General features: G+C 49.6%; 11 protein-coding genes and 1 CRISPR repeat array. Of the genes, 9 read left to right on the top strand and 2 right to left on the bottom strand.

The window, feature by feature from the left end:
- Positions 1-40 precede the first annotated feature (40 nt).
- The 8 genes from EPIR_RS13450 to EPIR_RS13415 all read left to right on the top strand — a co-directional run bounded on the left by EPIR_RS13450 (position 41) and on the right by EPIR_RS13415 (position 8334).
- Complete coding sequence (locus tag EPIR_RS13450) at positions 41-319, top strand: BrnT family toxin (RefSeq protein WP_012440588.1); 279 nt, start codon at positions 41-43, stop codon at positions 317-319.
- Positions 306-602 (top strand): BrnA antitoxin family protein, encoded by a 297-nt coding sequence (locus tag EPIR_RS13445; RefSeq protein ID WP_023655991.1) that lies wholly within the window; start codon positions 306-308, stop codon positions 600-602. The genes EPIR_RS13450 and EPIR_RS13445 overlap by 14 nt, the downstream gene beginning before the upstream one ends.
- Positions 603-1062: 460 nt before the next feature.
- Complete coding sequence (csy1, locus tag EPIR_RS13440; RefSeq protein ID WP_023655989.1) at positions 1063-2400, top strand: type I-F CRISPR-associated protein Csy1; 1338 nt, start codon at positions 1063-1065, stop codon at positions 2398-2400.
- Complete coding sequence (csy2, locus tag EPIR_RS13435) at positions 2397-3338, top strand: type I-F CRISPR-associated protein Csy2 (protein ID WP_023655988.1); 942 nt, start codon at positions 2397-2399, stop codon at positions 3336-3338. Before csy1 ends, csy2 begins: the two co-directional genes overlap by 4 nt.
- 23 nt (positions 3339-3361) lie before the next feature.
- Positions 3362-4366 carry a type I-F CRISPR-associated protein Csy3 gene (gene csy3 / locus EPIR_RS13430; protein WP_023655987.1) on the top strand — a complete coding sequence of 335 codons (1005 nt, stop codon included), beginning with the start codon at positions 3362-3364 and terminating at the stop codon, positions 4364-4366.
- A 9-nt stretch (positions 4367-4375) separates the two neighbouring features.
- Entirely contained in the window at positions 4376-4930 is a 555-nt protein-coding gene (cas6f, locus tag EPIR_RS13425; protein WP_023655986.1) for a type I-F CRISPR-associated endoribonuclease Cas6/Csy4, read from the top strand.
- 131 nt (positions 4931-5061) lie between these two features.
- Positions 5062-5450: a CRISPR direct-repeat array (repeat unit 28 nt; unit sequence GTTCACTGCCGCACAGGCAGCTTAGAAG).
- Between the two features lie 540 nt (positions 5451-5990).
- Positions 5991-6719, top strand: coding sequence for a helix-turn-helix transcriptional regulator (locus EPIR_RS13420; protein ID WP_023655984.1), 729 nt, complete (start codon positions 5991-5993; stop codon positions 6717-6719).
- A gap of 937 nt (positions 6720-7656) precedes the next feature.
- Positions 7657-8334, top strand: a complete 678-nt coding sequence (locus EPIR_RS13415; RefSeq protein WP_048697700.1) for a LuxR C-terminal-related transcriptional regulator — start codon at positions 7657-7659, stop codon at positions 8332-8334.
- 312 nt (positions 8335-8646) lie between these two features.
- On the opposite strand, the gene EPIR_RS13410 is transcribed toward EPIR_RS13415, so the two are convergent.
- Positions 8647-9927: a cystathionine gamma-synthase family protein gene (locus tag EPIR_RS13410; protein WP_023655980.1), complete on the bottom strand. Its 1281-nt coding sequence runs from the start codon at positions 9925-9927 to the stop codon at positions 8647-8649.
- Positions 9928-10180: 253 nt separating this feature from the next.
- Here EPIR_RS13410 and hpt point away from each other — a divergent pair, with 253 nt between their 5' ends.
- Entirely contained in the window at positions 10181-10717 is a 537-nt protein-coding gene (gene hpt / locus EPIR_RS13405) for a hypoxanthine phosphoribosyltransferase (protein WP_048697621.1), read from the top strand.
- Positions 10718-10829: 112 nt separating this feature from the next.
- Here the strand turns inward: hpt and can are convergent, their stop codons facing one another.
- Positions 10830-11492 carry a carbonate dehydratase gene (gene can, locus EPIR_RS13400; RefSeq protein ID WP_048697699.1) on the bottom strand — a complete coding sequence of 221 codons (663 nt, stop codon included), beginning with the start codon at positions 11490-11492 and terminating at the stop codon, positions 10830-10832.
- Between the last annotated feature and the right edge of the window lie 86 nt (positions 11493-11578).

The following is an 11578-nucleotide window of genomic DNA, read 5'->3' as shown; positions in this document are numbered from 1 at the left end:
AGGGATTTTGACTTTATCTTTTTTGTAGGTACATTAATCTATGGATATCTGCTACGATCCTGACAAGGATGTGAAAAACAGACGTAAGCACGGCTACTCACTCGCTGACAGCGCCTTGCTGGACTGGGATGAAATGGTCGTATATGAAGATAATCGGCAGCCTTTTGATGAAATCCGGTTGATTGGTTTAACCTATGGCCTTGCCAGGCTGGGTAATAGAATTTTTTCCGTCTGTTTCACCGAGCATGAAGAGGTTTACCGGATAATCAGTTTGCGCCTTGCCACCAGGAAGGAGATTCAGCGTTATGCCGAAACTTAAACCGGGAACCGTCTTCCCCAGCGCAGAAGAAGACGCAAAAATTTATGCCGCCGTGGCGGATGATGAAGACAGCATGCTTCTGGAAGATCCGCAGCTGAAACTGAAGCCGTTGAAAAAGCGCGGTCGTCCGCAAAAAGCACAGCCAAAGATAGCGGTAAGCGTGCGCTATACGCCGGAGGTGATCGGTGCGTTTAAGGCATCGGGCGCGGGCTGGCAAACGCGGATGGATATGGCGCTACAGGATTGGTTAAAGACCCATCAGCCAACAGAAATAAAGCTCTGAAGAAAAGAGAACGGCATCCGTAAGGGTGCCGTTTTTTTATCAAAATCAATCAGTTTCTGCCTGTTCGGCAGTGGGAAAATATAGATATTTTAAATTTATTTCTAAGCTGCTTGTTCAGCAGTGCTGGCAAGAGTACAGCATTACTTTTCCCGCTATCAAGATTTTTAACCATGCTGAGCCAGAATCAGCAGCTTCCCACACGCCGGGCATAAAATTCCGCAAACTTGGTGGCACTGCGCTTCAGACTGGAGTATCTTAAAAATATAGGTTTTTTAAATTTAGGAGTGATGTGTTGAGTGTGCTGCTTAGAAATTTACTTTGGGTCGTCATAAGTTTGGCTATCATCATACTGGCCTGTAATTCACAGATCGATTCCCTCAGTATTAATGTTAACTTAAATATCATAAGGTTATAGGGATTTTGGAGTTTAATTCAGTGCATGCATAGCAAAGGAGATCATATGCTGCGAGAAACCCTGGCGTCTTTTATCACCAGCTATATTGCCGCCCGGAAAACGGCAAAGCTGGAAGCGTTTGATAAAGAGAGCGCGAAAAAACTGGCCGCGTTAGCGTCAGAGGATGCAATCAGCGTGCTGCGCCAGCAGCTTCAGCAACAGCGCGCCGAGCTGGAGCAAAAGTACCAGCCGCAGGCCTGGCTTAGTGATGCCGCCAGCCGCGCCGGGCAGATCAAGCTGGTGACACACGCCGTAAAATTTACCCATAGCGATGCACGCGGCAGCAGCATATTTACCAGCGGCAGCGGTCAGCATGAAGCGTATCTCTCCACCGTAACCCTGCAAAAGTCGGCGCTTGATATCGCCTGCAATGCTGCCGCTCTCGACGTTGCCAAACTGCTGCAAAGCGAGGTGGAAGGGGATTCATTAATTGCCAGCCTGCAACGTGGCGACTACTCGGCACTGGAGTCGCTCACCGATGATCCTGAACTGTGCGCCAGCTGGGTAAGCGGATTTAAGCAGGTGCTGGTTGATCGCCAGCCTGCCAGCCATAAGCTGGCCAAACAGATCTACTTTCCCATTGCTGACGGGCAGTATCATCTGCTTAGCCCGCTGTTCTCTTCCTCGCTGGCCCATGCCCTGAATCAACGTATTATCAGCACCAAATTTAGTGAAGAGACCAAAGCGGCGCGAGCGGCGCTGAAAGCCAAAAGCTGGCATGGTGAAGCGCTGGTGACTTTTCCGGGTACCGCCATTACCCAGTTCGGCGGCACCAAGCCGCAGAATATCTCCTATTTAAACAGCGTACGCGGCGGAAAAGTTTGGTTATTGCCCTGCGCCCCGCCGGTGTGGCAAACCCAGAACCGCCCGCCGTCACAACACAAATCGATCTTTAATTCCTCTAACGACTTTTCCCGCCAGGCGTGGCCGGTCATTCAGCGACTGGGCCGCTTTTTACGGCGTGTCAAGCCGCTGGACATTCGCCAGCAGCGGCTGGCGATGACCGATGAAATTATCGATATCCTGTTTAACTATGTCGCCGGGGTGCAGAACCAGACGGAACTGCGTGGCTGGAGCGCGCATCCAGACTGCGTACTAAAACGTTCGCAGCAGCTGTGGCTTGACCCGTGGCGCAGCCAGGATGATACGGAATTTCAGTTCGAACGTGAGGGCGGCGACTGGAAAAACGAAGTGGCGCGTGATTTCGGCCACTGGCTAAGCCGTCATTTACACAGTGACAGGCTGAATATGGGCGAGACGGAACGCCGTCACTTCTCAACCGCTCTGTTGTTTAAGCAGCGGCTGCGCGAGCTGGAAAAAGACCTTGCGGAGGATCTGCCATGAGCGCGCTGATTGTCTTACGCCATCTGCGGGTTGAAAACGCCAATGCCATTGCCGGCCTGACCTGGGGCTTTCCGGCCATCACTCATTTTCTCGGCTTTACCCATGCCTTATCGCGCAAGCTACAGCAGAGCCACAATATCACTCTGTCCGGCTGTGGGGTGATTTGCCATCAGCAGCAGGTACATGCCTATACGTCAGGGCACGACTACCAGTTTGCACTCACGCGTAATCCGTTGACCAAAGAAGCGAAAACCGCCGCCTTTAATGAAGAAGGGCGCATGCATATGACGGTTTCACTGCTGATGGAGTGTCACGGCAGCATTGCCGGTGGCGAACAGGGGGTGGCAGAGCTAACGCAAACGCTGGCTAATCTGTGTCAGCGCTTACGGCTGGCTGGCGGTACGGTCACCTCGGTCGGCCAGGTGCAGATCGGCGGCTGGCCGCAGGATGACGGCGAGACGCGCAAAATCATGCGCCGCCTGCTGCCCGGTTTCGCCTTACTGGATCGCTCCGCGCTGCTGGCGCAGCACCACGACCAGCAGCCGCAGGCGGAGATGCTGGATGCATGGCTCGATTTTGCCGCCTTAAAAATGCAGGCGGATGACGGGGCAACGCCAGCGGACAGCAATGTGCAGTGGCAATACCAGCCGAAACCCGGCGCAGGCTACCTGGTGCCGCTGATGACCGGCTATCGCGCCATCTCGCCGCTCTATCCGCCGGGAGAGGTGGCCAACAGCCGCGATACGGAAACGCCGTTTCGTTTTACCGAGGCGGTGTACGGCGTGGGCGAGTGGCGCGGGCTGCACCGCATCGATGATTTACGCCATCTGCTGTGGCGCTATCACCATCAGGACGACTATTACCTGTGCCGTGGCGAACAAACGGCGTGCGACCAGGATTATCCTGACGATGAAGATGATGACATCAACTACAACTAATTTGACCTTATAAGGAAATAATTATGGCTAAATCAGCTATTAAAACCGCCTCCGTGCTGGCCTTCGAGCGCAAGTTATCTAACTCTGATGCCATTATGCTGGCCGGGAAATGGCAGGATAAGCAAAACTGGACGCCGATAAAAATTCAGGAGAAAGCGGTACGCGGCACTATTTCCAACCGCCTGAAAAACGCCATCGCCAGCGATCCGCTAAAACTGGATGCTGAGATCCAAAAACCGAATCTTCAGAAGGTTGATGTGGCCGCGTTGCCTTATAACTGCGACAGCCTGAAAGTCTGTTTTACCCTGCGCGTGTTGGGCGATCTTGCCACACCAGCGGTATGTAACGACAGGGCGTATCAGGCGGCGCTGGCGGCGGTGATTGACGGCTATATTGCTCAGCACGGCTTCAGCACGCTTGCCGCACGCTACGCTGAAAACATCGCTAACGGGCGCTTCTTATGGCGTAACCGCCTGGGTGCCGGGCGTGTTGCGGTGCAGGTAACCAGCGGCGAAAAGCGCTGGAAGTTTGACGGCCATAACTACAGCCTACTGGCATTCAGCCAGCCGCAGGGCGATTTACTGGAGCTGGCACAGGCGATAGAACAGGGATTGAGCGGCAACAGCTTTGCGCTGTTTAACGTCGAAGCCCAGGTCTATCTCGGTAACGGCCAGGAGGTATTCCCTTCGCAGGAGCTGGTGCTGGATGGCAACAGTAAAAAAAGCAAGCTGCTCTACCAGATTGACGACACGGCGGCCATTCACTCGCAGAAGATTGGCAATGCGCTGCGCACCATCGATAGCTGGTATCCGGACGCGGATGAACTGGACGTAGGGCCGATCTCCGTTGAACCTTACGGTTCGGTGACCAGCCGGGGAATCGCTTATCGTCAGCCGATAAAGAAAATGGATTTTTATACCCTGCTGGATAACTGGGTGACCAAAGATAAACAACCGGATATGGAGCAGCAGCACTACGTGATGGCGATTTTAATCCGTGGTGGCGTATTTGGCGAGAAAAGCGAGTAAGGGGGCATGATGGATCGCTATCAGGATATTCGCGTGCGGGTGGATGAGGAGATCGGTGAAGCGGTACTGCTGGCACAGGTGTTTATGCGCCTGCATCAGGTGCTGAGGCAGACGGCGAATGGCCGTATCGGTATCAGCTTCCCCGGCGTCAAGGTGACGCTGGGCGACCGCATCCGGCTGCACGGTACGCAGGATGATTTACATGCCTTGCAGCACAGCGGTTGGGACAGGGGGTTAACCGATTATATCTCCTGTACCGATATCGCCCCGGTTCCACCGCAAGCCGTGTGGCGCAGCGTGCGGCGTGTACAGGTTAAAAGCAGTGCTGAACGCCTGCGCCGCCGCTCGGTCAATAAGGGCTGGCTCAACGAAGCGCAGGCCGCAGAGCGGATCAGCGTGGTTAACGAGCAGCGCAGCGATTTACCCTATTTGCAGATAAAGAGTGGTTCAAATGGTCACGCCTGGCGGCTGTTTATTGAGCATGGCCCGCTGCTGTCCGCCCGCTGCGAGGGCAGCTTTAGCTCCTACGGGCTAAGTGCCACGGCCACCGTGCCCTGGTTTTAACCCTTTTTTTTTTCCGCTAACGCTAACCTGTTGATTTCAGGTGGCGTTAGCGGTAAGTGGTAAAAAAGGGTTTTAAAGCGGATTCAGGGTTTTTAGCTTGTTTTATAGCGGGTTAGTTTGTATTACTAACGGTTCACTGCCGCACAGGCAGCTTAGAAGCTGCAATCAGGGCTAACATTGCAGCGCTAAGTTGTTCACTGCCGCACAGGCAGCTTAGAAGAATTCAACGAACAACCCGTGGGCGATGATGGAGTTCACTGCCGCACAGGCAGCTTAGAAGTTTCCGTGGAATGCACCACGCCCGGCCATTAAGTTCACTGCCGCACAGGCAGCTTAGAAGCTCGACATCCACGCGGCGGGTGAAACGGCCGTGTTCACTGCCGCACAGGCAGCTTAGAAGCACGGCACAGCAATCTGGCGTACCGCCTGCACGTTCACTGCCGCACAGGCAGCTTAGAGGCATTTGCGAAAAGATGCCGCTGGACATTTGATGTTCACTGCCGCACAGGCAGCTTAAAAAGGGAAATAGCGTGGAATAGTTACGAAATCGACGTTCACTGTCGTACAGGCAATCTTAAATCCATAGCCATCTACAGTAGTCGCACTGACTGCTGCACTGCTTTGGCACTTAACGATCGTAGCGGATGGTGCAGAAAACAGGATAGGAAATTGTTGCGGTCCGTCGCTGAAATAGCGCTTAATTAAGAACAGGTTATAAAGTGTAGCGAAGAGTGATATTTATAATTTATTTATGAAATTAAGTCCCTGGTATGACGATGTATAATTTGTCTTCTCTAAACTGATATAGATATTATTACTAAAAAAAGAGGGGTGTTACCCTTAAAAACCACCCTTGATAAAATTTCTAATTAATGATAATAGCTTGTCGCTTTCTGTTACCCCATTCTCGCTCTGTTTATCGATATTTCAATAAGTTAAACTAATGATAGTGATGAGTGCCAGAGCGTAGAAAAGAACTGCTTGAGATCCCTTAAATCAAGGCGTAACCTCCTCCGAAGATGAAAAAAACACCGTATCTGACGGTTACAGAGAGGAAATTATGGATAAGGGGAGTAACTATATGGAGTTTTCACTTAATAAGGATATGGATATCCGATCGAGAAGTTTCGATGCTCTGATTTCATATATGGAACATAGTAATGAGTTCTGGTACATAAAAGATCATGAGTCCAGGTTTATTTATATGAATGACTACGGACTTCACTACAGCGGATTACCCAAAGGGTTCAATCCCGAAGGAAAACTTGATAGCGAGTGTCCGGTTTATTGGTCAGAGATTGCTGATATCATTCAGGCTAATGACAGGAATGTCATGGAGAGCCAGAAAGTGATTCCAACGCTAATGACATTTATGTATGGCGGCAAGGAAAAGCTGATTCAGCCATTTCTGGCAGACGTCACACCGCTGGTCAAAGATGGCAAATCGATTGGCGTAGTGGGGCGGGCTAAAAAGTTAGAGATTTACTCGATGTATCACCTCGAGAATAATAAATGTCCTGAATCATTATCATTTGGTAAACCCACCGACCTGTTCACCGACAGGGAGTTCGATGTGGTCTTCTTTGCGCTGCAATCATTAAGCGCGAAAGAAATTGCTAAAAAATTGAACATTTCTCACAATACGGTGGAAAACTACCTCCACTCTATTTACGACAAAGTTGGCGTCAGTGCATTAAGCCAGATGATAGAGTATTGCAGAAATCACGGTTATGACAAATATGCCCCTAATCGGTTTATTAATCTTAACCCCTATATGCCGCTAATCTGAACCTCCCCGTGCCCTGATGATTTGATAAAGCACCTTACATATCATCAGGGACATATCTCCGTTTGTCATGTTGCTCATCAATTCCGGGAAATTCTGCATTACAGCTTAATGTGCCAGGCAGAACATTAATTTTTTTCTGCCCTCAAAGAGTATGCACCACTCTTTATTTGTAACCGAAAAGCCTGTCTGTGAGCGCTATTCTTCCATCATCAGGAACGGATGAATGTGACTTCACGGGAAAAGCGTGAAGAGAGGGTGGATACAGACAAGGATGGGGTTCCTCACTTGATATGAATGCAGGGGTGATAAGCAGAATCATTACCCCTTACATCTCTATATCAGATTGAGCGACTGCTTCTGATGCTACGAAATCCGCACAATTAAATGCAGTCAATATACGGCTCGTTGCAGTATCACGTTAAACTGTAATGAATGTAAGTAAGAAAAAACCCCGGTTAAAGTTCTTAATTTGATAGCGCTTAATTCGGGGTTTTGGTTTTTTTCAAACCGAAAAATAATAACCTTATTCGATTTTTTATATTATCCGCTGTGATTGTTTTATTTTTTTAGTGGTGATTTTATGGTTGTTATTGTTTTGTCTGTTCCAGAAAATTCAATGCTTGCCAAATATACTCCTTTTTTTGTTTTTTCTTCTACGGTGCTCTCTTAATAGGTATGGTTGACGTTTTTTAGTCTGAGTAAAATGTAAAATAAGACTTACAGCGAGGGTGAATAACAGGGCGATCACTATTATGATTCCTAACATTTACAGATATCCTTTCCAGTAAATAGCGAGGTAACGTTAACATAAGCTCAAAATAGATCAATGACTTGTGAAGTCAAAAAGGCTTTGGTTTAAGGTATTGAAAATGATCTGTTTTTGGTTTCTGATAGAGGCTTAAATGGAATGATGGAAGTTGTTATCGAAGAGGGAATTATGGACATTTACGCTCAAAGATTAGGCTCGGCCAAAAAAATAGTGTTAGTGACTGATGATAGCTATTTTTATCTGGGGTTGAAGTATTCCAATCCAAATAGTCTGACCATGACAGCCTTAGGTTTTGACCAGTTTATGAAAGAAAGCGTATGTGCGGATGCCATACTCGTCATTGATATGCTCTCCTGGGTCTTTTTCAAATCAAGCAATGAGACTTCTTTTTATGACAAAATGATAAAAAATAGAAAGCCTGAAGATGTGGTGATGCTGACATCGAATGTCTTTCAAGAGATTATTACAGATATGCTTTATCCCGGATTATGCAAGGTTGACAGGAAATTAAGTTCATCATTTTTCTCAGAGTTGGCTTCTAATAAATTTAAAATGAATTTAGCCAAATGGCACCCTAAGTTTGAAAGAAAAAGAGGTCTGACAAACAGAGAGATGAATATTATTCTTGAGCTATTTAGAGGGGAAAAAGAAAATGAGATTAGTTTACAGCTAAATATTTGCCAGAAAACGGTGAGTGCTCATAAGTTATCCGCCCTCTCAAAGGTGGGTTGCAAAAACATTTCTCATTTCTTTCTGCTTGGTAGGCCCTTTCACCGGGATCTAAAACTTTTATTAAATGCGAAAAGCAGTTCTCCTTCAGAAAAGAGTATGTCGGCCTCCCAATAAAATGGTGGTGGATAAATAATCCAATGTGAGAAAATAATACGATTTAACGGATCTGATAATAATTCTATTTTTTAATTCAAATGGTTGTGATAAATACGTCTGTTTTTATTGGTTTGAATGTAAAAAATTTTGTTGCAAACAGGCTTACGGAGTATGCGCTAAATACTGACTTTTCAAGCAAGCGCCAGCGCACAGCCCTGTGGGTATGCTGCCCACAGGGCATCAGGGAAATGTCATCATGAGTCGAGATAAGCCAATGGCTTTCACCAATCTGCTGATGTTACCTTGCGATGACCGCGCTGACGTTGAACGTTACACGCCCAGCGCCAGCCGCAGATCCTCAATCAGATCATCCTTATTCTCAATACCAATAGATAAGCGGATGGTGGTCGATTTAATGCCAATGCGTTCACGGACTTCCAGTGCTACCCCGGAATGAGTGGTGCTGGCCGGATGGCTGGCAAGAGACTCCGTACCCCCCAGGCTGACCGCCAGCTTGAACAGTTGCAGATTATTGAGAAAGCGGAATGCCGCATCCTGACCGCCACGGATATCAAAAGAGAAAGTCGAGCCGGCCCCGCTACACTGAGCGCTAAAGATTTTTCCTGCCGCTGAGTCCGGGCTGAGGAACGGCAGGTAGTGGATCTGTTCGACCTGAGGATGTCTGTGCAGGAACTCTGCTACAGCAGCAGCATTGTCGTTAGCACGCTCCATGCGCAGCGCAAGGGTTTCCAGCGAGCGCCCAATCATCCAACTGGAGTGCGGATCGAGCTGCGTGCCGATGGCGCTGCGCAATGCTTTTACCTGGCGGATCAACGCCCGGTTTCCGATTGCTGCTCCGGCGATAAGATCGGAGTGTCCACCCACATACTTGGTCAGCGAGTAAAGTGAGATATCCGCGCCATGTTCGATCGGCCGTGAGAATACCGGGCCGAGCAGAGTATTATCGCAAGCGATGACCGGACGGTGCTGCTGCTGCTGTTCAATACGATCGGCTACGCGCTTCATTAAGGTAATGTCCACCAGGCTATTGGTCGGGTTGGCCGGGGACTCAATCAGGATCGCCGACACACGCCCCTGGGCCATCGCTTTATCTGCCGCCGCCTGCACCGATGCTTCATCGATCCCATCGGCAAAGCCAACGGCCGCCACGCCGAGGTTGCCAAAGGTTTTACTGAGTAGCGTCTCGCTACCGCCGTACAGCGGCTGCGAATGGAGGATGGTATCGCCGGGCCTGACAAAGGTTAGCAGTGTGGTCGCGATAGCTGACATGCCGGACGAGAACAGCGCCGCACTTTCGGTACGTTCATAGATAGCCAGTCTGTCTTCAACAATTTCGCTGTTGGGATGGTTAAAACGCGAATAAACCAGCCCGTTGCCTTCCCCGGCTGGTGGCTCACGTCGCCCGGACACATAGTCAAAGAAGTCACGCCCTTCTTCAGCACTGTTAAAGATAAAGGTTGAGGTCAGAAACACCGGCGGTTTGACCGCGCCTTCAGATAGCGCCGGGTCATAGCCGTAATTCAGCATCTGGGTTTCAGGCTGTAGCTCGCGCTGGCCAATATGCGTTTTTTTAGAGTGTGAGGAAGGCATTAAATCTCCTGCCAGAGAGGCGTGTTTTATCATTATGGTGGCTAAGCTAACACAGGGCCAGATGCGGTGATAAATGAATAATTGCTCTAAGGTTAAACCATTATGCGCTATGAAATAGGGCTATCTTGACGTATAGCAGTCTGTATGTCTGCTGAGAGCAATGGCTCTGTCTTGTTGCGCAACGATGAGCGTAAAGACGACGAAGTGTGGTAAACTTTGTCGCTTTCCTGAAGCCATCGACGAAGCGCTAATAATGAAACACACCGTTGAAGTTATGATCTCCGAAGCTGAGATCGCCTCCCGTATTACCGAATTAGGTCTGCAAATCAGTGAGCACTACCGCGACAGCGGCAGTGATATGGTGCTGGTGGGCCTGCTACGCGGCTCCTTTATGTTTATGGCCGATCTTTGCCGCGCCATTGACGTTTCCCACGAAGTCGATTTTATGACCGCTTCCAGCTATGGCAACAGCACGACCAGCTCCCGTGATGTGAAAATCCTCAAGGATTTGGACGAAGATATTCGCGGTAAGGATGTGCTTATCGTTGAGGATATTATCGATTCAGGTAATACGTTGAGCAAAGTACGTGAAATCCTTAGCCTGCGTGGGCCAAAATCAATGGCCATCTGTACCCTGCTAGATAAGCCTTCAAGGCGTGAGGTGGATGTGCCGGTTGAGTACGTGGGTTTTGCCATCCCCGATGAATTCGTGGTGGGTTACGGAATTGATTACGCCCAGCGCTATCGTCATCTGCCGTATGTGGGCAAAGTGGTGTTGCTGGACGAATAATCCCGTCAGGCGCGCAACAGCACGATCGACTAAGGCCGGACATTCCGGCCTGTTATAACATAAGCGGCTTTTGTGAATTCGGGTCAGCCTGATGCTTGCGGCAGTAGGCAAATTACGGGTTAAGGTCCGGGTCGTTAAGCAAATTGGCTATGCCGTGGCGGTATCGCTGTTCCAGCGTTTCGCGGTTGGTGGCCGAGACTTCCAGGTCGCGCAGGTAGCCATCCTGGATGCCGTATACCCAGCCATGAAGATTAACCTGTTGGCCGCGCTTCCATGCGGACTGCATGATAGTAGAGTGACCCAGGTTGTACACCTGTTCGATTACATTAATCTCACAGAGCTTGTCCACGCGCTTCTCCGGCGGCAGTTCGCCCAATAACGCGCTATGCTTGTACCATAAATCGCGGATATGCAGCAGCCAGTTGTCAATCAGCCCCAGTTCCGGGTTTTCCAACGCCGCCTGAACGCCGCCGCAGCCGTAGTGGCCACAGATGATAATGTGTTCCACTTCCAGCACTTCAACCGCGTATTGCACCACCGACAGGCAGTTTAAATCCGTGTGGACAACCAGGTTGGCGACGTTGCGGTGAACGAACAGTTCGCCCGGCTCCAGCCCGGTCAGCCGCTCGGCGGGTACGCGGCTGTCTGAGCAGCCGATCCAAAGAAATCGAGGCTTTTGCGCCAGAGAAAGGCGTTCAAAAAAGCCGGGATCTTCTTCTTTGAGCAGTCTGGACCACTGGCGATTGTTGCTGATAAGGGTATTAATATCTTTCATAAGGGTGTTGACCAATAGCTCAAAATGCGTGGCAACAATATAGGCCAGCGCAGCATAATTGAAAACGACTAACAAGAAATCAATAA

This window comes from Erwinia piriflorinigrans CFBP 5888, from assembly GCF_001050515.1.
Lineage (GTDB): Bacteria > Pseudomonadota > Gammaproteobacteria > Enterobacterales > Enterobacteriaceae > Erwinia > Erwinia piriflorinigrans.
The sequence above is the reverse complement of the archived record's forward strand: the minus strand, read 5'-3'. Positions and strand labels throughout refer to the sequence as shown.

Bases quoted from the DNA above. Each gene is read 5' to 3' on its own strand.
- can (WP_048697699.1), bottom strand. From the start codon at position 11,492: ATGAAAGATATTAATACCCTTATCAGCAACAATCGCCAGTGGTCCAGA.
- hpt (WP_048697621.1), top strand. From the start codon at position 10,181: ATGAAACACACCGTTGAAGTTATGATCTCCGAAGCTGAGATCGCCTCC.
- EPIR_RS13415 (WP_048697700.1), top strand. From the start codon at position 7,657: ATGGACATTTACGCTCAAAGATTAGGCTCGGCCAAAAAAATAGTGTTA.
- csy2 (WP_023655988.1), top strand. From the start codon at position 2,397: ATGAGCGCGCTGATTGTCTTACGCCATCTGCGGGTTGAAAACGCCAAT.
- csy3 (WP_023655987.1), top strand. From the start codon at position 3,362: ATGGCTAAATCAGCTATTAAAACCGCCTCCGTGCTGGCCTTCGAGCGC.
- cas6f (WP_023655986.1), top strand. From the start codon at position 4,376: ATGGATCGCTATCAGGATATTCGCGTGCGGGTGGATGAGGAGATCGGT.
- EPIR_RS13450 (WP_012440588.1), top strand. From the start codon at position 41: ATGGATATCTGCTACGATCCTGACAAGGATGTGAAAAACAGACGTAAG.
- EPIR_RS13420 (WP_023655984.1), top strand. From the start codon at position 5,991: ATGGATAAGGGGAGTAACTATATGGAGTTTTCACTTAATAAGGATATG.
- csy1 (WP_023655989.1), top strand. From the start codon at position 1,063: ATGCTGCGAGAAACCCTGGCGTCTTTTATCACCAGCTATATTGCCGCC.
- EPIR_RS13410 (WP_023655980.1), bottom strand. From the start codon at position 9,927: ATGCCTTCCTCACACTCTAAAAAAACGCATATTGGCCAGCGCGAGCTA.
- EPIR_RS13445 (WP_023655991.1), top strand. From the start codon at position 306: ATGCCGAAACTTAAACCGGGAACCGTCTTCCCCAGCGCAGAAGAAGAC.